The sequence below is a fragment of the Cupriavidus sp. UME77 genome (genome assembly GCF_014170355.1).
GTDB classification, from domain to species: domain Bacteria; phylum Pseudomonadota; class Gammaproteobacteria; order Burkholderiales; family Burkholderiaceae; genus Cupriavidus; species Cupriavidus basilensis.
The window spans coordinates 1-26,981 of the sequence record NZ_LZZU01000080.1 but is presented as its reverse complement, the minus strand read 5'-3'; the positions used below and the strand labels follow the sequence as shown (position 1 = coordinate 26,981).

The following is a 26,981-nucleotide window of genomic DNA, read 5'->3' as shown; positions in this document are numbered from 1 at the left end:
CGATACATAACGAACATTGATCCACGTTGCTGCCATAACAACTCGAGCCGCCTCAGTGACCTTAAGCACAACCCCAAGGCTGGCGCTTGCCCATATCAGCAAGCGCTACCCCGGCGTGACCGCCAACGACGACGTGTCCCTCGTTGTCGCCCCCGGCGAAATCCACGCCGTGCTCGGCGAGAACGGCGCCGGCAAGTCCACCCTGATGAAAATCATCTTCGGCGCGGTCAAACCGGACGCCGGCGACATGCACTTCAACGGTGCGCGCGCCGCGATCCACAACCCGCACGATGCACGAAACCTGGGCATCGCGATGGTGTTCCAGCACTTTTCGCTGTTCGATACGCTGACAGTGACCGAGAACATCGCCCTTGGCCTGCCCCGGAGCAGCAAGACAGCCGCCGGCAGCCCGCATGCGGGCACCAATATGAAGCAGCTGGCCGAGCAGATCCGCGAGACCGCCCAGCGCTATGGCCTGCCGCTGGAGCCGAACCGCCATGTGCACACCTTGTCGGTCGGCGAGCGCCAGCGCGTGGAAATCGTGCGGGCGCTGCTGGCCAAGCCGCAGCTGCTGATCCTGGACGAGCCGACTTCCGTGCTGACGCCGCAAGCGGTGCAAACCCTCTTCATCACGCTGCGCCAGCTCGCGGCGGAAGGCACCAGCATCCTCTACATCAGCCACAAGCTCGACGAGATCCGCGAGCTTTGCCATAGCGCCACCGTGATGCGCATGGGTCGTGTCACCGGCGTGTGCGATCCGCGCCAGGAAAGCGCGGCCTCGCTGTCGCGCCTGATGATCGGCGGCGAGCCGCCGCGCGAGGCGCGCGTGCAGACCGAGCCCGGCGCCTGCCGGCTGGCGGTGCGCGAACTCTCGCTGCCGCGCTCGCATGCGTTCGCGACGGAACTTGCCGGCATCTCCCTGGACCTGCGCGCCGGCGAGATCGTTGGCATTGCCGGCGTGTCCGGCAACGGCCAGCAGGAATTGCTGGCGGCGCTGTCGGGCGAGGATGTGCGCGCCGCACGCGATGCCATCACGCTGGACAACAAACCGGTGGGCAAGCTGGACGCGCGCCAGCGGCGCCGTGCCGGGCTGGCCTTCGTGCCCGAGGAACGCCTCGGCCGTGGCGCCGTGCCGGGCATGAGCCTGGCCGCGAATATCCTGCTTTCGCACCAGTCCGCGCCCTATGTGCAGCGCGGCATGATTTCGCCCAAGGCCGCCGCCGGCCTGGCGCAGGCCGTGATCGCGCGCTTCCGCGTGAAGGCCAGCGGGCCCAACGCGCTGGCCAAGAGCCTGTCGGGCGGCAACCTGCAGAAATTCATCGTCGGCCGCGAGATCGAAAGCGGCCCGAAGGTACTGATCGTGGCCCAGCCGACCTGGGGCGTGGATGTGGGCGCCGCGGCGCAGATCCACAACGAGCTGCTGGCGCTCAAGGCCACCGGCTGCGCGTTGCTGGTGGTGTCGGAAGAACTGGACGAACTGTTCGCCATCTGCGATCGCCTGCACGTGATCGCCAAGGGCCGGTTGTCGCCGTCGATTCCGACCCAGGATGCCACGCGAGAGCAGGTGGGCCTGTGGATGAGCGGTCTTTGGGAAGGTGGGCCAGGCGGCCGGCGCGAACAAGAGGAGGCCGTGCACCATGGCTGATTTCCTCTTTCGCTCGCCGCTGTCGCTGGCACCGCGCGGGCTGCCCTCGCGCCGCATGGCCTATGCCTCGCCCTTCATCGCGCTGGCCTTGACGCTGGCCTTCGGCGCGCTGCTGTTCCTGCTGCTCGGCAAGGACCCGGTAGCCGCGCTCAAAGTGTTCCTGGTCGACCCGCTCAAGGACCGCCGCGCCATCGGCGAGGTGCTGCTCAAGACCGTGCCGCTGGTACTGTGCGCGCTCGGGCTTTCGGTGTGCTATCGCGCCAATATCTGGAACATCGGCGCGGATGGCCAGCTCATCGTCGGCGGCATCTTCGCCGGCGCCACCGTGTTGTACTTCGATGTGCCGGGCAATGGCGTGAACGGCACCGTGGTGCTGGTGCTGGCATCGCTGGCCGGCGTGGTCGGCGGCATGTTCTGGGCGTCGCTCACCGCCGCGCTCAAGGACAAGTTCAACGCCAACGAGATCCTGGTGTCGCTGATGCTGACCTATATCGCGCAGCAGTTGATGCTGTACGTGGTCAACGGGCCGCTGAAGGATCCCAACGGCATGAACTTCCCGCAGTCCAAGGTGTTCTCCTCCGAGTTCCTGCTGCCCAACCTGATGTCGGGCTCGCGCCTGCACGTGGGCTTTGTGGTGATGCTGGTGCTGGTGGTGCTGATGACCGTCTTCATCTTCCGCAGCTTCGCGGGCTACCGCCTGCAGGTGGGCGGCACCGCCCCGGCGGCGGCGCGCTATGCGGGCTTCTCGGCGCGCCGTTCGCTGTGGAGCGCGCTGATGATCTCCGGCGGCACCGCCGGCCTGGCGGGCGCGTTCGAAGTCACGGGCCCGATCGGCCAGTTGCTGCCCTCGATCTCGCCCGGCTACGGCTTCACCGCGATCATCGTGGCCTTCGTGGGCCGGCTGCATCCGGTGGGCACCGTGTTCGGCGGCATCGTCATGTCGCTGTTCTATATCGGCGGCGAAATGGCTCAGTCGCGCCTGGGCCTGCCTTCTGCGCTGGGCTCGGTGTTCCAGGGCATGCTGCTGTTCTTCCTGCTGGCCAGCGATACGCTGATCGACAACCGCCTGCGCTGGCGCGCCAAGGCCGCCTGAGCGGAACCCCCAAGACATGGAACAACTCGCCCCTCTTATCGCCACCGCGATCAACGCCGGCACGCCGTTGCTGCTGGCGGCGCTTGGCTTGCTCATCAACGAACGCGCCGGCGTGCTCAACCTGGGCGCCGAAGGCATGATGCTGGTCGCCGCCGCGTTCGGCTTCATGGTCGGCTACCAGACCCAGTCGCCGCTGATCGGCTTTGCCGCCGGCGCGCTGGCCGGCATGCTGATGGCCACGCTGTTCTCATGGCTGGCGCTGGTGCTGGCCACCAACCAGGTGGCCACCGGCCTGGCGCTGTCGATCTTCGGCACCGGGCTGTCGGCATTCATGGGACAGCGCTTTGTAGGCTTTGCCATGCCGTCGCAGGCCAAGTCGATTCCCTGGCTGGCCGATATTCCCTTCTTCGGGCCGGCCTTCTTCCAGCAGCACTGGATGGTGTATTTCAGCCTGTTCCTGTGCTGCGCCATCATGTGGTTCCTGTTTCGCACGCGCGCCGGGCTGACACTGCGCGCGATCGGCGAATCGCCGGAATCCGCGCATGCGCTGGGCTATCCGGTGCGCCTGATCCGCTTTGGCGCGCTGCTGTTCGGCGGCGCCTGCTGCGGGCTGGCCGGCGCCTACCTGTCGCTGGTGTACACGCCGATGTGGGTGGAAAACCTGGTGGCCGGCCGTGGCTGGATCGCGCTGGCGCTGACCACCTTCGCCACCTGGCGCCCGGGCCGCGTCTGGGCCGGAGCCTGGCTGTTCGGCGGCGTCACCATCCTGCAGTTCTACCTGCAGGGCATTGGTGTCTCGGTGCCGTCGCAGATCCTGTCGATGCTGCCCTATGCCGCGACCATCGTCGTGCTGGCGCTGATCTCGCGCAACCCGGCGTGGATCCGCCTGAACATGCCGGCCTCGCTGGGCAAGCCGTTCCGCCCCGGTGCCGCCTGACCGATCCCGCCGCTGCGCCTCTCCCGGCGCTGCGCCGTGTTTTCTGTTTTTGTTTCGCTTTTATAAAGTCCGTCAGAGACTTCAGGCTTAAAGCCCTCGTTGTTCAGAGCCACAGTTGCAACCTTAATCAAAACATTGGTACTCAGTACCCCGGTCATAACAAGGAGAAATCATGATCGTCACGCGCAGGAAAACCCTTGCCGCACTGGCTGCCACCGCCGTGCTGGCTCTCGCGGGCTGCGGCAAGAAAGAAGCCGAAAAGCCGGCGGAAAGCGCGGCTCCGGCCTCCGCTCCCGCCGCCGAGCAAAAGGCCGAGCCGCTCAAGGTCGCTTTCGTCTACATCGGCCCGGTCGGCGATGCAGGCTGGACCTACGCCCATGATGCCGGGCGCAAGGCCGTGGAAGAAAAATACGGCGACAAGGTGAAGACGTCCTTCGTCGAGAACGTGCCCGAATCCGCCGCCGATGCCGAACGCGTGTTCCGCGATCTCGCCGCGCAAGGCAACAAGCTCATCTTCGGCACGACCTTCGGCTACATGGAGTCGATGCTCAAGGTGGCCAAGGAATTCCCGGACGTGAAGTTCGAGCACGCCACCGGCTTCAAGACTGCCGACAACCTGGCGCAGTACGACGTACGCACCTATGAAGGCGCTTACCTGGCTGGTGTCGTCGCCGGCAAGATGAGCAAGACCGGCAAGATGGGCGTGGTGGCATCGGTGCCCATCCCCGAGGTGATCCGCAATATCGACTCGTTCACCCTGGGCGCGCGCAGCGTGAATCCCAAGGCGAGCGTCAAGGTGGTGTGGGTGAACAAGTGGTTCGATCCGGGCAAGGAGCGCGAAGCCGCCACCACGCTGATCGGCCAGGGTGTTGACATGCTGATGCAAAACACCGACTCCGCCGCCGTGGTGCAGACCGCGCAGGAAAAGGGCGTGTACGCATTCGGCTGGGACAGCGACATGAGCAAGTTCGGCGAGAAGGCCCACCTGGCCGCCTCGGTGATCTCGTGGGGCGTGTACTACAACAAGGTGGTCGGCGACGTGCTGGCTAACCAGTGGAAGAACGGCACCACGTGGTGGGGCGTCAAGGAAGGCATGATCGACCTGAAGGGCTTTAACGCCGTGGTGCCGGATGACGTCAAGGCGCTGGTGGAAGAGCGCAAGAAGGGCATCGCCGACGGCTCGGCTCCGATCTGGAAGGGTCCGATCAAGGACAACACCGGCAAGGAACAGCTGGCCAAGGACCAGGTAGCCGACGACGGCTTCCTGCACGGCGTCAAGTTCTACGTCGAAGGCGTGGAAGGCAAGATCCCGGGCTGATCGCCAGCGCCGGTTTAGCGGTTGCCGGCAGCCTGCGCTCGCAGCGCTGCCGGCACGGTGGCGTGGTGCTTCCCGCGCCCCGCCACCAGCCCTGCACGCCCGTCACTGGATGTCCGTCAGGTCAACCCTCCCCCACCTGAACTCCCCGCGGAACTTGAAGCGCCGAAGATTGGCCCAAGCTATCTGCGAGTGGCGCAATCGGCCATGTCGCTTGGCGTTTGTGGAAAGTGAAGGAGCCCTCTCATGTGGAAACGATTTTCGGCACTGTGGACCCTGGTGCGCCGCGACGGCCGCCTGCTGTGGTACGCGCTGCGCCATCCCGACGCCCCGCGCTGGTTGAAGCCGGCCGCGCTAGGCCTGGTGCTGTACGCCATTTCGCCCATTGACCTGATCCCCGACTTCATCCCTGGCCTGGGCCTGATGGACGATGTGGTGCTGATCCCGCTGGCGGTGCACTTCATCCTCAGGCGCCTGCCCGCGCACGTGTTGCGGCAGGCCGAGGCGCGCGCCGGCGCCCAGACGGTGCGAGCCCGCTAGCGGGCCAGGAGGCTCGCACCAGGCTTGCGCTTCAGGGCAGCAGGACTGTCGTGCCGGTGGTCTTGCGGCCTTCCAGGTCGCGATGCGCCTGCGCCACATCTGCCAGCGCGTAGCGTTGGCGGACTTCAATCTTCACCCGCCCGCTGGTCACCATCTCGAATAGCTCGGCCGCCATCGGCTCCAGCAGTTCGCGATGAACCACATAGGTCATCAGCGTTGGCCGCGTGATGCGCAGCGAGCCCTTGTTGCCCAGCACGGACAGATCGAACGGCGGCACCGGGCCGGATGCATTGCCGAACACCACCATGGTGCCGCGCGGCTTCAGGCAATCCAGCGAGCCGTTGAAGGTGTCCTTGCCGACCGAGTCGTAGACCGCAGCGACGCCCTTGCCGCCGGTAATCTCCTTGACCTTGTCGACGAAGGATTCACGCGTGTAGACGATGGTGTGGTCGCACCCATGCGCGCGCGCCAGCGCGGCTTTTTCATCGCTGCCGGCGGTGCCGATCACGGTGGCGCCCAGCGCCTTGAGCCACTGGCTGGCGATCAGGCCAACGCCACCCGCGGCGGCGTGCAGCAGCACGGTGTCGCCTGCCTGCACGCGGTAGCTGTCGCGCAGCAGGTACTGCGTGGTCAGGCCCTGCAGCATCATCGCCGCGCCCTGCTCGAACGAGATGGCGTCCGGCAGGCGCACCACGATATCGGCCGGCATGACCCGCACCTGCGCATAGGCGCCAGTGGGACGGCCGGCATAAGCAACACGGTCGCCCACGCTCAGGTGCCCCACGCCGGCGCCCACCGCCTCCACCACGCCGGCGCCTTCCATGCCGAGGCCACCCGGCAGCGGCTGCTTGTAGAGCCCGGTACGGAAATACACGTCGATGTAGTTAAGGCCGACCGCCTCGTGCCGCACACGCACCTCGCCGGGGCCGGGATCCCCCACCTCGACGTCGACCCACTGCATCACCTCCGGGCCGCCGGTCTCGAAAATGCGGATGGCCTTGCTCATGTCTCGCTCCTTTTCCAGTTGCTGCGTGTTGGTACGTGTTGGTAAGCGCTGTTAAGCGATGATGCCGAAGTACATCAGGCCGACTCGGCTGACTCCGGGTACATCCGCCGCAGCTCCGCGATCAGCAGATCCGCGGTGGCTACGTTGGTGGCACAGGGCACGTTGTGCACATCGCAGGCACGCACCAGGGCATTGATATCGGGTTCGTGCGGTTGCGGCGTCATGGGGTCGCGCAGGAAAATCACCACGCCCACGCGGCCTTCGGCCAGTTGGGCGCCGATCTGCAGGTCGCCGCCCCAGGGGCCGGAGAGCATGCGCGTCACCGTCAGGCCGATTTCGTCGCTCAGGCGGCCACCCGTGGTACCGGTGGCGAGCAGTTCGCAACGTGACAGGAAATCGCGATGGCGGCCAGCAAAAGCCACGATGTCATCTTTCTTGTGGTCGTGCGCAATCAGCGCAATACGAGGGGGAGTCATCAGCATCATCCTGGCCAATCAGGGAAACGCCGGGCTGGCATGGCCCGGCCGGAAAACGCCCGCGGCAGTCGCTTAGAACGTACCGGGGTAGGCGCCGCCGTCGAGGAGCACATTCTGCCCGGTCATGTACGCGGCGTGGCGGCTGCACAGGAAGGCGCAGGTGGCGCCAAACTCGGCCGGCTCGCCAAAGCGGCGGCTCGGGTTCTGCGCGGCGCGGCGCTTGGAGACTTCCTCGATCGACAGGCCGGCCTGCCTGGCGCCGCCCTCCATGGTCTTGTAGAGGCGATCCGTATTGAACGGGCCAGGCAGCAGGTTGTTCACCGTCACGCCGTGCTGCGCCACTTCGCGCGCCAGGCCGGCGACAAAGCCGGTCAGGCCCGAGCGCGCGCCGTTGGACAGGCCGAGCACATCGATCGGCGCCTTCACGGCGCCGCTGGTGATGTTGACGATGCGGCCCCATTTGCGCGCGATCATGCCGTCCACCGTGGCCTTGATCAGCTCGATCGGGGTCAGCATGTTGGCGTCGATCGCTGCCAGCCAGGCGTCGCGGTCCCAGTCGCGGAAATTGCCCGGAGGCGGGCCGCCGGCATTGTTGACCAGGATGTCCAGGTCGCCCAGCTTGGCGACGGCTTCCAGCGCCAGCTTTCGCCCTGCCGGGGTCGTGATGTCGGTGGCGACCGCCATCACGCGCCGGCCGTGGCGCGCGCGCAGGTCCGCCGCGGCTTTTTCCAGCGCCTCGGCGCCGCGCGCCACGATCACCACATCCACGCCTTCGGCAGCCAGCGCATCGGCGCAGGCAAAACCGAGGCCCTTGCTGGCGCCACACACCAGCGCATGCTTGCCGCGCAATCCTAGATCCATCTCATCGACTCCTTGTGTCATCGAGGCGGCCACCCGCCTGCTTGTTATCCCGCATTTCCATTGCCTTGCCGCCGCGACGAGCAGCCTGGGCCTTGCCCACCTCGCCCACCTTGCGCGCCGACAGCAAATATATCCCGCCCATCACCAGTGCGCTGCCGGCGAGTTGCACGCCGGTGATCGGCTCGCCCAGCAGCCAGAAGCCCAGGAACAGGGTGGATACCGGTCCGAGCATACCTGCCTGCGAAGCCATCGGCGCGCCGATGCGCGCCACCGCCACCATCGTCAGCGACACCGGCAGCACCGTGCAAAACACAGAATTGACTAGTGAAAGCCACATCACGGGGGCTGGCTGCAGCAGCTCCGCCAGCGGGCGGCGCAGCACCACGTATTGCACCACGCAGCACGCGGTGGAAACGCACATCGCATAGGCCACCAGCCGCAGCGAACCGATGCGCTGCACCAATTCGCCGGACGCGATCAGGTAGATGCCGTAGGTCAGGGCGCTGCCGAGCACCAGCGCGGCGCCAAGCCACACCTGGCCGCCGCTCACGTCGAGATCATGCGCGAAAACCAGCACGATGCCTATATAGGCCAGCGCCAGGGACAGCCACTGCCGCAAGCTGATGCGCCGCTTGAACAGCACGGCGCTGGCCAGCAGCACGAAGGACGGCGTAAGGAACAGGATCAGCCGCTCGAGCCCGGCCGTGATGTATTGCAGGCCAAGGAAGTCGAGGAAGCTGGACAGGTAGTAGCCGATGATGCCGAGGAACACGATGCGGCCGCGATCGGCCCAGGACAGCGCCGGCAGGCGCCGGGACTGCCACCAGCCGATCGCCATGAACAGCGGCACGGCAAACAGCATGCGCAGGCTGATGACCATGACCGCATCGACCTGGTAGCGGTACATCAGCTTGGCAACGATCGCCTTGCCGGAAAAAAGAATGGCGCCGACGGCAGCCACGGCCAGGCCGGCGCGCTGCGATGCCGGCTCGGCGGCAGGCACGGTGCGGGAAAGTTGGGATGCAGACAAGGGAGAAGCCGGATAGTGGGGCCACGCGCCGCTGAACGCGGGCGGCCCGCCAGGGACGCGAGCCATTGTATTCGAAAAGAGGCAACTGCATCCGATGCTCATTGTGCTGCGTACAGGTGTTGGGCGATGTGCCCCCAACCTTCCCAACCTTCCCTTTGAGGAACCATCATGCAACGCACCCTCCGCTCTCTTGCTGCCCCCCTCGCTGCGATCTCCGCCTTTGTCCTGGCCGCCTGCGCCGGCACCATGCCGGTCATGCAGGCCAGTGTGGACAACACTACGTTGCCCGAACCGGTGCGCGCCCCGGCCGGCCACAAGGTCTCGATGGTCACCACCGGCGCCGGTGAAATCACCTACGAGTGCCGCGAGAAGAAAGACACGGCCGGCCAGTTCGAATGGGCCTTCGTGGGACCGGTGGCCACGCTGGCCGACCGCTCCGGCAAGGTCGTCGGCAAATACTATGGCGGCCCCACCTGGGAAGCCGCCGACGGCTCCAAGGTCGGCGGCAAGCAGGTCGCGGTCGCGCCCAACGGCAGCGGCAACATCCCGCTGCAGCTGGTCAAGGCCGATCCTGCCATGGGTGCCGGCGCCATGAACGGTGTCACGTATATCCAGCGCCTGAAAACCGAGGGCGGCGTCGCCCCGGCCGCGGCCTGCAATGTCGCCAGCCGCGGCAGCAAGCAGCAAGTGCCCTACCGTGCCGACTACGTCTTCTATACCGTGGCATCCATGTAGTCCCGACGGCGGCGGCGACTGCGTGGCGCCGCCTGCTTCCCTTGCACCGGCCTTCCCCGGCCTTCGCTATGTGGGACGGCGCACCTTCACGCCGTAACCGCCCGGCTAAGCTCTGCCAAGGAGAGTCCTGCGCTGCGTGCCGCCTTGTGCCAACCGCAGCCCTGGCGAGCCGGAACCGGGAGACTGGTCGTGGATGGCACGGACCGAAGCAAGCAATACGATGTACTGGACCTGATCCGGGCGCTGGCCGCGGGCCTGGTCTGCCTTGGCCATGTCCGGGCGCTGGTGATCGTCGACTATGCGGCGAGCGGGCCGCATGGCGGCGCGGCCGGCGTGGCGTTGCAGTTGTTCTATGCGCTGTGCAGCGTCGGCCACGAATGCGTGATCGTGTTCTTCCTGCTCTCGGGCTACCTGGTGGGCGGCACCGTGCGCCGCAAGATGACGCGTGGCGACTGGTCCTGGCGCAGTTATCTGGCCGACCGCATGACGCGGCTATGGATCGTGCTGCTGCCCGCGCTGCTGCTCGGGCTGTTCTGGGACAGTGCCGGGATCCACCTGGCATGGGGGCCGTTCTACCAGGGCACCGAGGGCAACGCGGCCCAGCAGATCGATATCTCGCATCACCTCGGCGTCGCGGGATTGGTTTGCAACGCGGCGTTCCTGCAAACCCTTGCCTGCCAGACCTATGGCTCCAACGGGCCGTTGTGGAGCCTGGCCAACGAATTCTGGTACTACCTCTGGTTCCCTGCGCTATACGGCGCCTGGCACCTGCGCCGCACGCCGCAGGTGTTGCTGTGCGTATTGGCGGCGCTGGTCACGATGAGCCTGTTCCACGGCCTTGTCGAGGGCTTCTTGTTCTGGCTGCTGGGCGTGCTGGCGCAAGCCCTGGAAGCGCGGCTGGCGCAGATCGCGCCAATCGCGCGGCGCAAGTGGCTGGTACTCCCGGCGCTGCTGGTGTTCCTGGCCGCCATTGCACTGACCAAGCACAAGCCGTACGCCGATGCCGCTGTCGCGCTGGGCTTCTTCGTGCTGTTGCTGACTGTGCTGTCGACTCGCATCCGCATCGGCCACGCTGGCTTGTCGCGCCTGGCTACGTTGGCGTCCGGGTTTTCGTACTCGCTCTACCTGACGCATTTCCCGCTGGCCCTGTTCATCGCCGCGGCCCTGGTCAAGGTCCGCCTGCCTGTCAGCGCAGCCAGCCTGGGCCTGGCCGCACTGATCCTGCTGGGCTGCTATGCCTATGCCTTTGCCGTCTACTGGGTGTTCGAGCGCAATACCCAGCGCGTGCGCGGCCTGCTCGGGCGCGCGGCGCTGCCGGCGGCCCAGCGCGGGCAGAATATCTAGCCGCCACGCTGTTGCCTGGCTAGCCAGCCTGCCTGGCTGGCAACCCTGGCAGCCAGCCTGAAACTGCCGTAAGCTCGCCGGTCGGCGCGTCAAACGCACGCCGCATAAGAAAAACCAGGAGCATTCATGACGGCAGCACCCCTCACCAATCTTTCCTCGCGCATTCCCGTTCCAGTCAAGAAGCAAACCGCCGCCCGCCCGCTGCTGATCGCTGCGGCGACTGCCATGCTCGCAAGCGCCTGGCTGCCCTCGGCCGCCAGCGCGGCCGACTACCCCGTCAAGCCAATCCGCTTCATCGTGCCTTACGCTGCTGGCGGCACCACCGACCTCGTGGCGCGCACGGTCGGCCAGAAGGTGGCGGAGAAACTCGGCCAGCCCGTGGTCGTGGAGAACCGCCCAGGCGCTGGCGGCAATATTGGCATGGAGGCGGTCGCCAAGGCCGCGCCGGACGGCTACACCATCGGCTTCGGCGCCATCTCGACCAATGCATTGAACCCGCATATCTACAAGCACGTGCCGTTCGACCCGCGCAAGGATTTCACCGCGGTCAGCCTGCTTGGCACCTCGACCATCGTGCTGGAAGTCAGCAACAGCCTGCCGGTGAAGAATGTGGCCGAGCTGGTCAGCTACGCCAAGGCCCATCCCGGCCTGACCTACGCCACCGCGGGCACCGGCACGTCCATGCACCTGGCGGGCGCGATGTTCTCGCAGATGACGCAAACCGGCCTGACCCATGTGCCATACAAAGGCAGCAGCCCAGCCATCAACGACATGCTGGGCGGCCACGTGCAGGTGATGTTCGACAACCTGCCCGCCTCGCTGCCGCACATCCAGGGCGGCAAGCTGCGCGCGCTGGCGGTGGCCGGCAAGAGCCGCTCGCCAGCGCTGCCGAACGTGCCTACGCTGGCCGAGGCTGGCCTGGCAGGCTACGCCGTCGAGCCGTGGTTCGGCGTGTACGGCCCGGCAGGGCTGCCCGCGCCGGTGGTGCAGGCACTCAATGCCGCCTTCAGCGCGGCGCTGGGCAATGCGGACGTGAAGGACAAGCTCGGGCAGGCAGGCTTCAACCCCAAGGGCTCGAGCGCGGCTGACCTGCAGTCGCTGACGCTGTCCGAGTACGAGAAATTCGGCAAGGTCGCCAAGAGCGCCAGCATCACGGTGGATTGAGCGCGGGCGGGGCTGCGCGCTTGCGGCGGGAGGATCGCCGGGGGCGCGCGGCTCCGCATCCATTACAATCCGGCTGCAACGGGCCCCCGCGCCCACTCCCGCCGACTACCCGCCATGAAGCAAGATCCGCGTTTCCCCAAGCTGTACATCCTCGATCACCCGCTGATCCAGCACAAGCTCTCCCATATGCGCGACAAGGACACCTCCACGCGCACGTTCCGCGAGCTGCTGCGGGAGATCACGCTGCTGATGGGCTATGAAATCACGCGCGACCTGCCGCTGACCACGCGCCGCATCGAGACACCCTTGGTGGAGCTGGACGCGCCGGTGATCGCCGGCAAGAAACTCACCATCGTGCCGGTGCTGCGCGCCGGCGTGGGCATGAGCGACGGCCTGGTCGAGCTGATTCCCTCGGCCCGCATCGGCCATATCGGCGTCTACCGCGACGACCAGCACCGCCCGGTGGAATACCTGGTGCGCCTGCCCGACGTGGAAGACCGCAGCTTTATCCTGTGCGACCCGATGGTCGCCACCGGCTACTCCGCCGCGCATGCGGTGGACGTGCTCAAGCGCCGCGGTGTCAAGGACGATGCGATTACGTTCGTGGCGCTGGTGGCAGCGCCGGAAGGCGTCGAAGTATTCCAGAAGGCACATCCCGGCGTGAAACTGTTCGTCGCCTCCCTGGACAGCCACCTGGACGAGCACGCCTACATCATCCCCGGCCTCGGCGACGCGGGCGACCGGCTGTTCGGCACCAAGAACTGAGTTTTCACCGCCTGCCAGGGTCCGGTCCCACGCTCCGGGCCCAATGCGGGACCAACACGGGACCAATACGGGATCAATGCGGACGCTGTCTGCGCCCGGCTTGACCGGCCTCAATCTCCCCGGCCCCAGCCCTCCCTAGACTGTCGGCAGAGGCACACCGGACGGTGTGCCTCACCTGACCTGGGAGACCCACATGGCAGCCTTGAAGATCCTGTTTTCGACCCCCACCGGGCTGATGAGCCTGGCCGTCATCGCCTTCATCATCGGCATGGGCTGGTTCTTCACCCGGCTGTTCCTGCGCAAGATGCGGGAAGACGAGGCAGCGGCGCAACGCCGCTAAGAGGCAAGTCCCGCCCGCGGCGCGTTATCGCAGACGGACCGGCTGGCCGATACCGTGCTGTGGCTATGCGCCGCGCCCGCCCGTCTCGCCGGGCGTGGCACACCGGCGTGGCCCAGGGGCGCCGCCGCCTACTTCTTCTTGCCCGAGCCCAGCAAGCTGCCCAGCACGCCGCGAATCAGCTCGCGCCCGACCTGCGAGCCTACCGTGCGCGCGGCCGACTTGGCCATCGACTCCAGGATGGAGTCGCCGCGCCCGGTCTTGCCCGTGCCCTTGGTCAGCCCGCCGAAGATCTCGCCCGCCTGGTCCAGCCAGCCGCCGCCCTGTGCGGCCGGGGCTTCCGGCTGGCCGGCCGTGGGCACGGGCGCGGGTGCGCCGCTGCCGCCAGCGGTGGGAGCAGACCCAGGCACGGCGGCACGGCCCTTGAGCTTCTCGTAGGCCGACTCGCGATCGATGGTCTGCTCATAGGTGCCAGCCACCAGCGAGTTCGCCAGCAACTGTTTGCGCTCGTCGTCGGTGATCGGGCCGATCCGGCTGCCGGGCGCCAGCACCCAGGCGCGCTCCGTGATGCCGGGGATGCCCTTGGCGTCCAGCAATGAAACCAGCGCCTCGCCCACGCCGAGTTCCCCGATGGCCTTCTCCAGGTCCAGCCCCGGCTTGGCCCGCATGGTGGTGGCCGCCACCTTGACGGCTTTCTGGTCACGCGGCGTGAAGGCGCGCAGCGCGTGCTGCACGCGGTTGCCGAGTTGGCCCAGCACGGTATCGGGGATGTCGACAGGATTCTGCGTAACGAAATACACGCCAACGCCCTTGGAGCGGATCAGCCGCACCACCTGCTCGATCTTGTCGAGCAGGGCCTTGGGCGCGTCGTTGAACAGCAGGTGCGCCTCGTCGAAAAAGAACACCAGCTTGGGCTTGTCAAGATCCCCCGCCTCGGGCAGTTTCTCGAACAGCTCCGACAACAGCCAGAGCAGGAAAGTGGCGTAGAGCTTGGGCGAATTCAGCAGCTTGTCGGCGGCCAGGATATTCACCACGCCCTGCCCGTTCTCGGTCTGGATGAAGTCGTCCAGGTTGAGCATGGGTTCGCCGAAGAACACGTCGGCGCCTTGCGACTCCAGCGCCATCAGCCCGCGCTGGATGGCCCCGATCGAGGCCGCGGAGATATTGCCGTATTCGGTGGTGAACTGCCCGGCGTTGTCGCCCACATACTGCAGCATGGCGCGCAGGTCCTTGGCGTCGAGCAGCAGCAGCCCGTTGGCGTCGGCGATGCGGAAAACCAGGTTGAGCACGCCTTGCTGGGTGTCGTTGAGTTCCAGCATGCGCGACAGCAGCAGCGGCCCCATATGGGAGACCGTGGCGCGCACGGGATGGCCCTTTTGCCCGAACACATCCCACAGGGTGGTGGGGCAGGCGCCCCATACCGGCTCGGGCAGGCCGAGCTCGGCCAGGCGGGCCTTGAGCTTGTCGGAGAGCTTGCCCGGCTGGGAAATGCCGGTCAGGTCACCTTTGACGTCGGCCATGAAAACCGGCACGCCCAGCCGGGAGAAGCCCTGGGCCAGGCTTTGCAGGGTCACGGTCTTGCCGGTGCCAGTGGCGCCGGTGATCAGGCCGTGCCGGTTGCCCATCTCGGGCAGCAGGGCAAGTTCCAGCTCGGCGTTCTTGGCGATGATGATGGGTTCGGCCATGGTCTCTCTGGTTGGCAAGCCGCGCGGCGCTTTCGCCGCGACCGTCCCCGCCCTTCCCGGCGGCTCCCGTGATCGGGAGGCCAGCGGCGGCGGGGCCGCGTGATAAAATGCTGGGCTGATTATGCCAGCCCCCAAGGCCGGCTCACAGACACATAAACCACCCGGCGAGCCGCCAGCGAGCACCCGTTGCCCGCCCGGCACAGCCGGCGCGCAAAGCCAAGGCGCGCGCGTCAAACATTTTCCGCTTCGGAGAGAATCATGGCCGGTCACTCAAAATGGGCCAATATCAAACACAAGAAGGCCGCGGCTGACTCCAAGCGCGGCAAGGTCTGGACCCGCCTGATCAAGGAAATCACCGTCGCCGCGAAGCTCGGCGGCGCTGATCCCGACTCCAACCCGCGCCTGCGCCTGTCCATGGACAAGGCAATGGATGCGAACATGCCCAAGGACAACATCCAGCGCGCCATCCAGCGCGGCGTGGGTGGCCTGGAAGGCGTCAACTACGAAGAGATCCGCTACGAGGGCTACGGCCTTGCCGGTGCAGCGATCATCGTCGACTGCCTGACCGATAACCGTACCCGTACCGTCGCCGAAGTGCGCCATGCCTTCTCCAAGAACGGCGGCAACATGGGCGCGGAAGGCTCGGTGGCGTTCATGTTCACCCATTGCGGCCAGTTCCTGTTTGCCCCCGGCACGCCCGAGGACAAGCTGATGGAAGCCGCGCTGGAAGCCGGCGCCGATGACGTGGTCACCAACGACGACGGCTCGATCGAAGTGCTGTGCCCGCCCAATGATTTCGGCACGGTCAAGACCGCGCTGGAAGCCGCGGGCTTCAAGGCCGAGATGGCCGACGTCACGATGAAGCCGCAGAACGAAGTCAGCTTCACCGGCGACGACGCCATCAAGATGCAAAAGCTGCTCGACGCCCTGGAAAACCTGGACGACGTGCAGGAAGTCTTCACCAACGCGGTGATCGAGGAGTAAGGCGCGGATCGGGTAAGACCTCGCCTCACGGCGGCAGCGCGGTTCGATGAGCCATGGCTGCCGCTTTTCGCATTTCGCATGCGTCATTTTTTCTGGCAGTAGATCATGAAAGTATTGGTTGTCGGCTCGGGTGGTCGTGAACACGCGATGGCCTGGAAATTGGCCCAGTCGCCCAAGGTGCAGGTGGTGTACGTGGCGCCGGGCAATGGCGGCACCGCGCTCGACAAGCGGCTGCAGAACGTTCCCCTGACCGATCCGGAAGTGCTCGCCGCCTTCGCCGAGCGCGAAGGCGTGAGCTTCACGGTGGTCGGCCCCGAGGCGCCGCTGGCGGCCGGCATCGTCGATATCTTCCGTGCCAAGGGCCTGCGCATCTTCGGCCCGACGCAGGCGGCAGCCCAGCTGGAATCCTCCAAGGATTTCGCCAAGGCCTTCATGCAGCGCCACGGCATCCCGACCGCCGCCTACCAGACCTTCAACGACGCCGCCGCCGCGCACGCGTATATCGATGCGCAAGGCGCGCCGATCGTGATCAAGGCCGACGGCCTGGCCGCCGGCAAGGGCGTGGTGGTTGCCGCCACGCTGGAAGAAGCGCACGCCGCGGTCGACATGATGCTGGCCGACAACCGCCTTGGCGACGCCGGCGCACGCGTGGTGATCGAGGAATTCCTCGAGGGCGAGGAGGCCAGCTTCATCGTGCTGGTGGACGGCAAGAACGTCCTGGCTCTCGCCACCAGCCAGGACCACAAGCGCCTGCTAGACCACGACGCCGGCCCCAATACCGGTGGCATGGGCGCATACTCGCCGGCCCCGGTGGTCACGCCCGCGCTGCATGCCCGCGCGCTGCGCGAGATCATCATGCCGACCGTGCGCGGCATGGAAAAGGACGGCATCACCTACACCGGCTTCCTCTACGCCGGCCTGATGATCGACGCCGACGGCAACCTGAAGACGCTGGAATTCAATTGCCGCATGGGAGACCCGGAAACCCAGCCGATCCTGGCGCGCCTGAAGACCGACCTGGTCGATGTGATGGAGCACGCCGTCAACGGCAAGCTCGACGAGATCGAACTGGACTGGGACCGCCGCACCGCGCTGGGCGTGGTGATGGCCGCCTTTGGCTACCCCGATGCACCGCGCAAGGGCGATGCCATTACCGGCATACCTGCCGAGACCGACGACAGCGTGACCTTCCACGCCGGCACCACGCTCACGGACGGCACGCTGCTGACCACGGGCGGACGCGTATTGTGCGTGGTCGGGCTGGCCGATACCGTCAAGGCGGCACAACGCGCGGCTTATGGCGCGGCCGAGAAAATCCACTTCGACGGCATGCAGTACCGTACCGACATCGGCTACCGAGCCATCAAGCGGTAAAGGACCGCGCGACCCATGGCGCGCCCTGTGGCGCTCGCCGTACCTATGTACGGCTGCGCTTCCCGGACCCGCCATGGGCCGCTCGCTCCGGTTTCTTAGCCTTTTACGGCGGTTCGTGCTGAATTGGCCGAATCCGGCCAGGCGTTGCCTCAGCCAGTACAATCATGACATCGCCATGACGGCCGGGCAGGTTGACTGACCTGCCCGGCCGTCACCGCTCCGGCTCACCCGCCCGCATACCATGATCGATTCCCAGGCAGTCCGTGCCTATCTGCTCGGTCTGCAAGACCGTATCACCGACGCTGTCGCCACCATCGACGGCAAGGCGTTTTCGACCGATGCCTGGGAGAAGCCGCCCACCGAGCGCCTGCGCGGCAACGGCCGCACCCGCATCCTGGAAGGCGGCGCCGTGATGGAGCGGGCCGGCGTGGGCTTCTCGCATGTGCGCGGCGATGCGCTGCCGCCATCGGCAACCGCCAACCGGCCGGAGCTCGCCGGGCGGGGATTCGAGGCAATGGGCGTGTCGCTGGTGTTCCACCCGCGCAATCCCTTTGTCCCCACCGTGCATATGAACGTGCGCTGCCTGATGGCGGTAAAGGAAGGCGCCGAGCCGGTGTGGTGGTTCGGCGGCGGCATGGACCTGACGCCGTACTACGGCAACGCTGGCGACTGCGCACACTTCCACGCCACCTGCCGCGACGCCCTCGCCCCCTATGGCGATGACCTCTACCCGCGTTTCAAGCAATGGTGCGACGAGTATTTCTTCCTCAAGCACCGCGGTGAAGCGCGCGGCATTGGCGGCATCTTCTTCGATGACTTCTCCGCGCTCGGCTTCGAGCGCAGCTTTGCCATGATGCAATCGGTAGGCGACGCCTTCCTGGACGCCTACCTGCCGATCCTGCAGGCGCGCAAGGACACGGCTTACGGCGAGCGCGAGCGCGAGTTCCAGGCCTACCGGCGCGGCCGCTATGTCGAGTTCAACCTGGTGTTCGACCGCGGCACGCACTTCGGGCTGCAATCGGGCGGCCGCAGCGAGTCGATCCTGATGTCGATGCCGCCGCTGGCCAGCTGGCGCTACGACTGGCAGCCGGAACCGGGCAGCGCGGAGGCCGCGCTGTACACGGACTTCCTGCCCGTGCGCGAGTGGGCCTGACGGCAACCCCATGGCACACGACATCGCACGATCGCTCACCGCCAACGCGGCAGACGCAGCAGGCTCGACCAAGAGCAACCGCCCCTACCGCCTCGGCATTCTCGGCGGCACCTTCGATCCGCCCCACATTGGCCACGTGGCACTCGCCCGCCTCTGTATCGAGCATCTCGAGCTCGACGAGCTGGTCTGGATCCCGACCGGTCAATCGTGGCAAAAAGGCGACGACGTCACCCCTGCCGCCGACCGCCTCGCCATGACCGAACTGGCCGCGCAGGCATTGTCCGACACCCGCGCGCTGGTCCATGCCAGCCGCATGGAAGTGGACCGCGCCGGCCCCAGCTACACCGTCGATACCGTGCATGAACTGCGCGAGCACTATGGCCCCGATGCCTCGCTGGCGTGGCTCATGGGCGCCGACCAGTTGCTGCGCCTGCACACCTGGCATGGCTGGCAAGAACTGTTCGCGCACGTCCATCTTTGCGTGGCGACGCGGCCCGGTTTCGACCTCGCGGAACTGGACGGTCCGGTGCGCCAGGAGCTCGCGCAACGGCGTGCGTCCACCGACCTGATACAATCCATGCCCTCCGGCCGCATGTGGATCGACCAGACGCTCGCCGTCGACCTCTCCTCCACCGCCCTACGCCAACGCCTGGCTGCCGGACAACCGGCAGATGACCAGCTGCCGTCCGGCGTGGCACACTACATCGCGAGCCGCGGCCTGTATCGGCCGACGCAGTCGGATCTGCCCATCCCGGCCCGCCCCCAAACCGATCTCAGCTGAACTGAAAAAAAGCACCATGGATATTCGCAAACTGCAACGCGCCATCGTCGACGGCCTCGAAGATGTCAAAGCGCAGGACATCAAGGTGTACGACACCACCCACCTGACCGAGCTGTTCGACCGGGTGGTGATCGCCAGCGGGAGCTCGAACCGCCAGACCAAGGCGCTGGCCGCCTCGGTCCGCGATACCGTCAAGGAAGCCGGCGGCCATATCGTTGCGGTGGAAGGACTGGAAACGGGCGAATGGGTGCTGGTCGACTGCGGCGACGCCGTCGTCCACATCATGCAGCCGCAGCTGCGCATGTACTACAACCTGGAAGAACTCTGGGGTGACAAGCCGGTACGCCTGAAGCTGTCCACGGCCAAGAAGGGCCTGGCCAAGGCCAGCGAGCCGATCGACGGCGAAGATGAAGACGACGCGCCGGTCGTACGCACTGCGCGCCGCGCCACCGGCCTGCGCCCGGCGCTGGCCCGTCTGCCGGAAGGCATGAAAGAGCCTTCGCCGCCGCTTGGCCACGAAGATACGGACCCGGACGCCATCGCCACCAACCGCGCCCCGACCGTGCAAAAACGCCTGACCAGCGCGCTGGGCTCGGCACCGGCACGCAAGGCACCGGCCAAGACGGCCGCGCCGCGCAAGACCGCAGCCGGCACCGGCGTGGCACGCAAGACCGCCACCAAGACGGCTGCGACCAAGACTGCCGCCAAGGCGCCGGCCAAGACGGCGGCCGCCAAGGCACCGGTCGCGCGCAAGCGCACCACCCGCTCGGCCTGAGCCGGACCGGTCCGCTTCCCGCCATGCAGTTGCTGATCGTGGCCGTTGGCCACAAGATGCCCGGCTGGATCGAAACCGGCTTCGCGGAGTACGCGAAGCGCATGCCGCCCGAGCTGCGCATCGAGCTGCGCGAGATCAAGCCCGAGACGCGCTCGTCGAGCAATAACGCCACCACCGTGATGCAACGCGAGGCGGCCCGCATCGAGGCAGCGCTGCCCAAGCAATGCCGCATCGTGGCACTGGACGAGCGCGGGCGCGACCTCACCACGGTGCAGCTCGCCGCCCAGCTGGGCGACTGGCAGCGCGAAGGCGGCGATGTTGCCTTCCTGATCGGCGGCGCCGACGGCCTCGACCCCGCCCTGAAGGCCCGCGCGCAAACCCTGCTGCGCCTGTCCAGCCTGACCATGCCGCACGGCATGGTGCGCGTGCTGCTGGCTGAGCAGCTCTACCGCGCCTGGTCGGTCACGCAGAACCACCCCTACCACCGCGCCTGAGACCAGGCGCGCCCGTGTCGCGCGCCGGGCGAGGCCGAGGGTACAATGCGGCCGAAGCGGCGCATGCGCTGCAGCCGCATTTGGCTTGCCCTACCCCCACTGCCCTGCCGTGACCCATACCTTCCTCTATCTCGCCTCCCAGAGCCCGCGCCGGCGCGAACTGCTGACCCAGCTTGGCGTCGCCTACGAACTGCTGCTGGCCGACGACGACGAAGACGCCGAGGCGCTGGAAGTCGTGCTGCCAGGTGAAAGCCCGGACGACTACGTGCAGCGCGTATGCGCGCTCAAGGCCGAAGCCGCGCTGCGCCGGCGCGAGCGGCGCGCCCTGCCCGACGCCCCCATCCTGACCTCGGACACCACCGTCTGCCTGGGCGGCGAAATCCTCGGCAAGCCCGCCGACGATGCCGATGCCGCTCGCATGCTGGCCGCCCTGTCCGGGCGCACCCACCGCGTGCTGACCGCGGTAACCGTGGTTTCCGCGCTCGGTCAGCGCCACGCGCTGTCGGTTTCCGAGGTGAGCTTTCGCACCATGACCGCCGACGAGATTGCCGCCTACGTTGCCAGTGGTGAACCAGCCGGCAAGGCCGGTGCCTATGGCATCCAGGGCCGCGCCGCCGAGTTCGTCGAGCGAATCGACGGCAGCTATTCGGGTATCATGGGTTTGCCCCTGTTCGAGACGGCTTCGCTGCTCAGACAGGCCCATCTGCGGTTCTGAGAACCCAGCCGCCGCCCATCCGTTCGCGCTTCAAGCTGCTGCCACCCTGGCCACGGCAGCGCCCGCGGGAAGCATGGCAGCACACTGCGGACAACCACCTGGCCGGTCAGCCGGCGACGAGTTTCATCCACTATGACTGAAGACATCCTCGTCAACATCACACCGCAGGAAACACGCGTGGCCATCGTGCAGCAGGCCGCCGTGCAGGAACTCCACGTCGAGCGCACGCTGTCGCGCGGGCTCGTCGGCAATATCTACCTTGGCAAGGTCGTGCGCGTGCTGCCCGGCATGCAGTCCGCCTTCATCGATATCGGACTGGAGCGCGCCGCCTTCCTCCACGTCGCCGACATCTGGCACCCGCGCGATCCGGACAAGAACGCCAACGCCGCGCCGCTGGCCATCGAGAAGACACTCTATGAAGGCCAGGCCCTGATGGTCCAGGTCATCAAGGACCCGATCGGCACCAAGGGCGCGCGGCTGTCCACGCAGGTCAGCATTGCCGGGCGCACCCTGGTCTACCTGCCGCAGGACCCCCACATCGGCATCTCCCAGCGCATCGAGGGCGAGGTCGACCGCGAAGCCCTGCGCGCCCGCGTGCAAGGGCTGGTACCGGCGGATGAGCGCGGCGGCTTCATCGTGCGCACCATCGCCGAGGAATCCAGCAACGAAGAACTCGGCAACGACATTGCCTACCTGCGCAAGATCTGGGCTTCGATCCGCCAGAACGCCACCACGCTGCCCGCGCCCAACCTGCTTTACCAGGACCTCAACCTGGCCCAGCGCGTGCTGCGCGACTTCGTCAACGACGCCACCAACGTGATCCAGGTGGACTCGCGCGAGAACTTCCAGAAGCTGGTCGAGTTCGCCCAGGAGTACACCCCCGCGGTGCTGCCACGCCTGTCGCACTACACCGGCGAGCGCCCGGTCTTCGACCTCTTCAATATCGACGCCGAGATCGAGAAGGCGCTGTCGCGCCGGGTCGACCTGAAGTCCGGCGGCTACCTGATGATCGACCAGACGGAGGCCATGACCACCATCGACGTCAATACCGGTGGCTACGTCGGCGCGCGCAACTTCGACGACACGATCTTCAAGACCAACCTGGAAGCGGCGCATACGATTGCGCGCCAGCTGCGGCTGCGCAACCTGGGCGGCATCATCATCATCGATTTCATCGATATGGAAAACACCGAGCACCGCGACCAGGTGCTTTCGGAACTCAAGCGCGCGCTGTCGCGCGACCGCACCCGCATCACCGTCAACAGCTTCTCGCAGCTCGGGCTGGTGGAGATGACCCGCAAGCGCACGCGCGAGTCCCTCGCGCACGTGCTGTGCGAGCAGTGCCCGGTGTGCACGGGCAAGGGCCAGGTCAAGACGCCGCGCACGGTCTGCTACGACATCCTGCGCGAGATCATGCGCGAATCGCGCCAGTTCAACCCGCGCGAGTTCCGCATCCTTGGCTCGCAGCATGTGATCGATTTGTTCCTGGAAGAGGAAAGCCAGCATCTGGCCATGCTCGGCGACTTCATCGGCAAGCCAATCTCGCTGCAGGTCGAATCGACCTTCCACCAGGAACAGTACGACATTATTCTGATGTGACGTATCAGGCAATCTCACGCCATTTCAGTCATTGCCTCAAAACCCAATCCAGACAACGAAATCCGGCAGTTTTCCGTCTCTTGCCGTATCATCCGAGATCGGTGCACCGCACTTTCAATTGGTAGCTGGATTGGTAGCTAGAGATCGGAGCAATGCGACATGGGAAAACGGCAAACGCACACCCCTCAGACGTTGAGCTAAAGCAGCACATGCGCGCTGGGAAGCCCGTCGCAAAGTCTGATGGCGCTGGCCTAACCTTCACGCTGTCCGAAGCCGGTGCAGCGGCCTGGATACTTCGGTTTAGCCTTGGCGGGCGGCGGCACGAGCTAACCCTTGGCAGATACCCGGACCTGACGCTAGGGGCCGCCCGCAAGCTGGCAGCGGCGCGGCGGGTTGAGGTCCAGCAAGGCATCAATCCTGCTGCCGTCATGCGCAAGGAGAAGGCACGGAAGGATTGGACCGTTCGCCAGTTGATCGCCGACTACGACAGCAAGGTCATGCCGAGCCTAGCCGTGAGCACACAGCACAGCTACTCCCGCAACCTGAAGCGCATACAGTCCGGCATCGGAGCACTAAGTGTGCGCGACGTGACCGCCGGGGACATTGTTGGGCAGATTGAGCGAGTCAAAGCCGGTTGGGTGGAGTTGTTCACTCTATGGTGCGTCCTCAAAGCCATATTCAAGCATGCGACCGGGAAGAAGGTCATTGACTCGAATCCCTGCGCGGGCGTGGTGCTGGAGTCGATAATCGGCAAGAGGCCGGAGGTGCGCAAGCGCCTCATGCTGTCCGACGACGAGATACACGTTCTGATGAGCGCCAAGATGAGCGACGAGAACCGTCTTTCGGTTTGCATTCTGCTGGCTACCGGCGTCCGCATATCAGAACTGATGAATGCACGGCGCGAGCACCTATTTCTGGACGAGGCTAGATGGCATATTCCATCGAGCAAGACCGGGCCGGCCATAGATATTCCCCTTGCGCCTGTCGTGGTGGAGTGGTTCAGAGCACTGGACGGGTTAGCGGGCGACTCTGCTTACATCCTGCCTGCGCGCAAACAGCGCCGCTTTGACAATGCAGGCGGGGATGCGAACGTGTCCAAGGACGCCTTGCGCGAGGCTATCGACTACTGGATCGACGTGCACAAGCCAAATGTGCGGCGCTACACGCCCCACGACCTGCGCAGCACCATGAAATCGCACATGCGAGCATTGGGCGTGCCCCGCGACATCTCGGAAATGTGCCTGAACCACAAACTACCTGGTGTAGAAGGCATATATGACGTGCACACCTACTACCCGGAACGGCGAGCCGCGCTCGAACTTTGGGCATCGTTCCTGGTGAACTGCCAGAGCAGCAAACCATGGAATGTGACGCCGCTTAAGAGAACCGCCTGACACGTTACAAGCCGCGCCTAGATCGACGGATCGAAAACCGGGAACCCTATCCGGCTGGCGTGGCTTCCAAATTCGTAGGGCGCGCAAAGGGAATGCGACATGACGGACGTGGATGCCAGTGGCATTAAATGCCATGGAGACTGGAAGGACCTCATTCGTGACGAGCTTCAACTCGATACGTGGGACACTCAAGACGCTCTGCTTCTTTTGGCCGATATATGGCCGCGCGAAGTCCAGATAAGCAACCAATTAACGACGCACTCCAGGTACGGCGCTATAGAGCCCCCCGTGTTAGTCCGCGCTGGGTTGCTTAACATAGAATGTAACGGACATTTACTGGATAACTATGACCGCCTTCTGATCCTCGCAGGTCGGCGATTGGGGCGAATCCGCAGGCTGTGGGAAAGCGGTGACCATACCGAAACTAGGTACTCACCCGAGTATTTCGTGAAGTGGGCAGAGTCAAAGGAGATTTGCCCTTGCTGGTTGGACTTGTGGTCGTCGCGTCTTCCAGAACGGAAGGCGCTTCGATTGTCGTGGGGCGGCGGTCACAACACTGCGCTATTGACGAAACTCGAGGAGGCTGCCTGTCGATTCTGGGAGTTATACGATCCGACAGATCCTAGCACTGCACCGACAAATGCGCAGGTAATGGATTGGCTGATTGGTCAAGGTGTAGCAAAGAGAGTTGCCGAAGTGATGGCGCAAATTCTGCGCGCCGATGGCTTGCCTCCGGGCCCGCGTGGATAGTTGCCCGCACCCTCACAAGCCCAGAAAACACAAGGGTTTGCGGGCGATTGGGACAGTTGTCTGCGCCCAGTTCCCGCGACCATCGCGCCTATTTTCTCCACATTCTCAGGTATCTAATACGTATCGCCCTGTGCTTTCTCATGTCAGCGCAGCGCGATACGTATCAGGGTTCCTTGTGTCGCGCTGCCCCTTTCGGAGCATTACGCGATGCCGATGCGAACCAACCCGCCGAGCGCCCTTAGCTCGTTCGATCAACTCCCCGATTCCGCCCAAGTAGACGCCAAGACTGTAGCTGGCCTATTTGGCGTGGGCATCGCCACTGTCTGGCGTCGCGCCAAGGCGGGCACGTTGCCAAAGCCGCGTAAGTTCGGTGTATCCACCCGTTGGAGCGTGGGTGATATTCGCAGTGTTCTGGCTGGCACCACCACCGGTGACGCGGCATGAGCGCCGCCCTTAGCACCATCGGCTCCCCCCGCGCCACCGCCATCGACAATACCCAAGCGGCTGCAGGCACGGTCACCATGTCGTCGCGCGAAATCGCGGAGCTTGTGGAAAAGCGCCACGATAACGTGAAGCGCACCATCGAAACGCTGGCCGCGCGGAATCTGGTCCGTCCTCAAATTGAGGACGAACAAGGCATTGATGCGATGGGACGCCACCGCGATACTCAGGTGTACCGCGTAGGCAAGCGCGACAGCTACGTGATCGTCGCACAGCTCTCCCCCGACTTCACCGCGCGCCTGGTGGATCGCTGGCAGGAACTGGAGCAACAGGCCGCACCGGCCATCCCCCAATCGCTTCCGGAAGCTCTGCGCCTTGCAGCTGACGAGGCTGAAAAGCGGATTGCGGTAGAGGCAAAACTCTCCATCGCCGCACCGAAGGCGGATGGTTTCGACCGCATCGCTGCTGCCGACGGGATCATGAACCTCACGGGAGCGGCCAAAACCCTGCAACTTCAGCCGGTCAAGTTCTGCCAAAAGCTGCGCGAGATTCGCTGGATATACCGTCGTGCTGGCGGCAAGAGCAACGTTGCGTATCAGGACAAGATTCTCGCCGGCTACCTCGTGCACAAGACCGTAACGACGCCGGGCAGCGATGGCTCCGAGGTAATTCGCGAACAGGTTATGGTCACGCCGAAGGGTTTGGCGAAGCTGGCTCTGCTCCTGGGGCAGTCACTGGACGGTGCGGCGTAATGATTCTGCGTCGTCACATGGAGTCCGCAGGGGTCGCTTGTAAACCGCCGGCATTGCGCTATACTAACCAGATTGCTGAAACAACAGCGAGCGGGCTTGGCAGCCTGAAATCACATGGCGCAAATGCCGCGCCCAGCGGCTATTTTTTTGCGCATCGCCTTGTCACGCCTCTCAATGGGCGGGCCGGGTGGGAGGGCTTCGGCCCTGGTGGGTCCATGTGCCCACTCTGCCAACCCATCCGGTTCCGCCCACCCTCTTGGCAGGGGGTAGCGGGAATAACCGCTACACATGGAGGGCACAATGCCTAATCTTTCCCCCATTCAACCCATCGAACAGTCCCTTCGCCAGCTTGACCGCCAAGACCATCTTGACGCCAAGGCGGCGCAGCTCCACTCGCTTCTCGTCGCCTTCAAGGGCGAGGGCTTCCAAGCCTTCCACGCGCTTGGGGCTGAGCACCAGAATAACCTGATTTGGCTTGCCTCCGACCTGGCTGGAGAAATCTCACACCGCGTAGCGGGGCAGTAATGAACATTGCCCCTCACGTTCGCCCCAGCGGCCTCGGCGGCTTCGTCGCGAGATAAAGTCAATTGTGGTGTACGGGGGTGATCGTGGCCGGTCGTCAGGCGGCGAGTTTCTGCTGAACCGGCGGATTGTCATGCGCCGGAGTTCCGTCCTTGAAGGGAACGCCCTTCAAGAGCAGTTCAATGTGTTCGGCGCCATTGATGCGGCGCCATGTTTTCTCGGCTTCCTCGATCAGCTTGAAGGCTAGGCCAAGGAAGGTTGCTCGTGACACACAATTGCGCGTGCGCGTCGTGCGGTGACGCACGGTCGCGCGT

Annotated in this window: 26 protein-coding genes and 1 pseudogene; 21 read left to right on the top strand and 6 right to left on the bottom strand. The window is 65.5% G+C overall.

Annotated elements, in window-relative coordinates; genetic code table 11:
• The first annotated feature begins 55 nt into the window (after nt 1–55).
• The 5 genes from A9975_RS30860 (at nt 56) to A9975_RS30840 (ending at nt 5,530) form a co-directional block, all read left to right on the top strand.
• The gene (locus tag A9975_RS30860; protein ID WP_183036064.1) at nt 56–1,645 is read left to right on the top strand and encodes an ABC transporter ATP-binding protein; all 1,590 of its coding nucleotides are present in this window, start codon (nt 56–58) and stop codon (nt 1,643–1,645) included.
• Nucleotides 1,638–2,738, top strand: coding sequence for an ABC transporter permease (locus tag A9975_RS30855; protein WP_183036063.1), 1,101 nt, complete (start codon nt 1,638–1,640; stop codon nt 2,736–2,738). Before A9975_RS30860 ends, A9975_RS30855 begins: the two co-directional genes overlap by 8 nt.
• Nucleotides 2,739–2,754: 16 nt before the next feature.
• Entirely contained in the window at nt 2,755–3,675 is a 921-nt protein-coding gene (locus tag A9975_RS30850) for an ABC transporter permease (protein ID WP_150986294.1), read from the top strand.
• A gap of 172 nt (nt 3,676–3,847) precedes the next feature.
• Nucleotides 3,848–4,993, top strand: coding sequence for a BMP family ABC transporter substrate-binding protein (locus A9975_RS30845; RefSeq protein ID WP_183036062.1), 1,146 nt, complete (start codon nt 3,848–3,850; stop codon nt 4,991–4,993).
• Between the two features lie 243 nt (nt 4,994–5,236).
• A complete protein-coding gene (locus A9975_RS30840) occupies nt 5,237–5,530 on the top strand; it encodes a YkvA family protein (RefSeq protein ID WP_043344566.1) in 294 nt (97 codons plus the stop codon).
• Nucleotides 5,531–5,561: 31 nt separating this feature from the next.
• Here the strand turns inward: A9975_RS30840 and A9975_RS30835 are convergent, their stop codons facing one another.
• The 4 genes from A9975_RS30835 to A9975_RS30820 all read right to left on the bottom strand — a co-directional run bounded on the left by A9975_RS30835 (nt 5,562) and on the right by A9975_RS30820 (nt 8,903).
• On the bottom strand, nt 5,562–6,536 hold the full coding sequence (locus A9975_RS30835; RefSeq protein WP_183036061.1) for a quinone oxidoreductase: 975 nt from the start codon (nt 6,534–6,536) through the stop codon (nt 5,562–5,564).
• A 74-nt stretch (nt 6,537–6,610) separates the two neighbouring features.
• Nucleotides 6,611–7,015, bottom strand: a complete 405-nt coding sequence (locus A9975_RS30830) for a methylglyoxal synthase (protein ID WP_183036129.1) — start codon at nt 7,013–7,015, stop codon at nt 6,611–6,613.
• A gap of 69 nt (nt 7,016–7,084) precedes the next feature.
• On the bottom strand, nt 7,085–7,873 hold the full coding sequence (locus A9975_RS30825) for an SDR family oxidoreductase (protein ID WP_043344562.1): 789 nt from the start codon (nt 7,871–7,873) through the stop codon (nt 7,085–7,087).
• Between the two features lies 1 nt (nt 7,874).
• Nucleotides 7,875–8,903, bottom strand: coding sequence for a DMT family transporter (locus A9975_RS30820; RefSeq protein WP_255504124.1), 1,029 nt, complete (start codon nt 8,901–8,903; stop codon nt 7,875–7,877).
• A gap of 168 nt (nt 8,904–9,071) precedes the next feature.
• Between A9975_RS30820 and A9975_RS30815 the strand changes: the two genes are divergently transcribed.
• The 5 genes from A9975_RS30815 to A9975_RS30795 all read left to right on the top strand — a co-directional run bounded on the left by A9975_RS30815 (nt 9,072) and on the right by A9975_RS30795 (nt 13,251).
• A complete protein-coding gene (locus A9975_RS30815; RefSeq protein WP_183036060.1) occupies nt 9,072–9,638 on the top strand; it encodes a DUF3455 domain-containing protein in 567 nt (188 codons plus the stop codon).
• 189 nt (nt 9,639–9,827) lie between these two features.
• Nucleotides 9,828–10,982, top strand: coding sequence for an acyltransferase (locus tag A9975_RS30810; protein WP_183036059.1), 1,155 nt, complete (start codon nt 9,828–9,830; stop codon nt 10,980–10,982).
• A gap of 225 nt (nt 10,983–11,207) precedes the next feature.
• The gene (locus A9975_RS30805; RefSeq protein WP_183036128.1) at nt 11,208–12,146 is read left to right on the top strand and encodes a tripartite tricarboxylate transporter substrate binding protein; all 939 of its coding nucleotides are present in this window, start codon (nt 11,208–11,210) and stop codon (nt 12,144–12,146) included.
• 114 nt (nt 12,147–12,260) lie between these two features.
• Entirely contained in the window at nt 12,261–12,911 is a 651-nt protein-coding gene (gene upp, locus A9975_RS30800) for a uracil phosphoribosyltransferase (RefSeq protein WP_043344561.1), read from the top strand.
• 193 nt (nt 12,912–13,104) lie between these two features.
• Nucleotides 13,105–13,251: a DUF3149 domain-containing protein gene (locus A9975_RS30795; protein WP_006158366.1), complete on the top strand. Its 147-nt coding sequence runs from the start codon at nt 13,105–13,107 to the stop codon at nt 13,249–13,251.
• 128 nt (nt 13,252–13,379) lie between these two features.
• On the opposite strand, the gene A9975_RS30790 is transcribed toward A9975_RS30795, so the two are convergent.
• Entirely contained in the window at nt 13,380–14,933 is a 1,554-nt protein-coding gene (locus A9975_RS30790) for a helicase HerA-like C-terminal domain-containing protein (RefSeq protein ID WP_183036058.1), read from the bottom strand.
• Nucleotides 14,934–15,191: 258 nt separating this feature from the next.
• Between A9975_RS30790 and A9975_RS30785 the strand changes: the two genes are divergently transcribed.
• From A9975_RS30785 to A9975_RS30735, 11 genes are all read left to right on the top strand, one after another.
• Nucleotides 15,192–15,917 (top strand): YebC/PmpR family DNA-binding transcriptional regulator, encoded by a 726-nt coding sequence (locus A9975_RS30785; RefSeq protein WP_183036057.1) that lies wholly within the window; start codon nt 15,192–15,194, stop codon nt 15,915–15,917.
• 105 nt (nt 15,918–16,022) lie between these two features.
• On the top strand, nt 16,023–17,291 hold the full coding sequence (purD, locus tag A9975_RS30780; RefSeq protein WP_150986303.1) for a phosphoribosylamine--glycine ligase: 1,269 nt from the start codon (nt 16,023–16,025) through the stop codon (nt 17,289–17,291).
• A gap of 241 nt (nt 17,292–17,532) precedes the next feature.
• Complete coding sequence (gene hemF, locus A9975_RS30775) at nt 17,533–18,444, top strand: oxygen-dependent coproporphyrinogen oxidase (RefSeq protein WP_183036056.1); 912 nt, start codon at nt 17,533–17,535, stop codon at nt 18,442–18,444.
• A 10-nt stretch (nt 18,445–18,454) separates the two neighbouring features.
• Complete coding sequence (locus A9975_RS30770; RefSeq protein WP_220810951.1) at nt 18,455–19,225, top strand: nicotinate-nucleotide adenylyltransferase; 771 nt, start codon at nt 18,455–18,457, stop codon at nt 19,223–19,225.
• A gap of 16 nt (nt 19,226–19,241) precedes the next feature.
• On the top strand, nt 19,242–20,000 hold the full coding sequence (gene rsfS, locus A9975_RS30765; RefSeq protein ID WP_183036055.1) for a ribosome silencing factor: 759 nt from the start codon (nt 19,242–19,244) through the stop codon (nt 19,998–20,000).
• 23 nt (nt 20,001–20,023) lie between these two features.
• The gene (rlmH, locus tag A9975_RS30760) at nt 20,024–20,494 is read left to right on the top strand and encodes a 23S rRNA (pseudouridine(1915)-N(3))-methyltransferase RlmH (RefSeq protein ID WP_043344552.1); all 471 of its coding nucleotides are present in this window, start codon (nt 20,024–20,026) and stop codon (nt 20,492–20,494) included.
• A 109-nt stretch (nt 20,495–20,603) separates the two neighbouring features.
• On the top strand, nt 20,604–21,209 hold the full coding sequence (locus A9975_RS30755; RefSeq protein WP_183036126.1) for a Maf-like protein: 606 nt from the start codon (nt 20,604–20,606) through the stop codon (nt 21,207–21,209).
• Nucleotides 21,210–21,341: 132 nt separating this feature from the next.
• Nucleotides 21,342–22,808: a ribonuclease G gene (gene rng / locus A9975_RS30750; RefSeq protein WP_043344550.1), complete on the top strand. Its 1,467-nt coding sequence runs from the start codon at nt 21,342–21,344 to the stop codon at nt 22,806–22,808.
• 209 nt (nt 22,809–23,017) lie between these two features.
• On the top strand, nt 23,018–24,202 hold the full coding sequence (locus tag A9975_RS30745) for a site-specific integrase (protein WP_183036054.1): 1,185 nt from the start codon (nt 23,018–23,020) through the stop codon (nt 24,200–24,202).
• 1,190 nt (nt 24,203–25,392) lie between these two features.
• A complete protein-coding gene (locus A9975_RS30740) occupies nt 25,393–26,145 on the top strand; it encodes a phage antirepressor KilAC domain-containing protein (RefSeq protein WP_183036053.1) in 753 nt (250 codons plus the stop codon).
• Between the two features lie 300 nt (nt 26,146–26,445).
• Complete coding sequence (locus A9975_RS30735; RefSeq protein ID WP_220810949.1) at nt 26,446–26,670, top strand: hypothetical protein; 225 nt, start codon at nt 26,446–26,448, stop codon at nt 26,668–26,670.
• Between the two features lie 94 nt (nt 26,671–26,764).
• Here A9975_RS30735 and A9975_RS30730 read toward each other — a convergent pair.
• Nucleotides 26,765–26,981 (bottom strand): annotated as a pseudogene (locus tag A9975_RS30730) (IS256 family transposase); the annotation flags it as partial.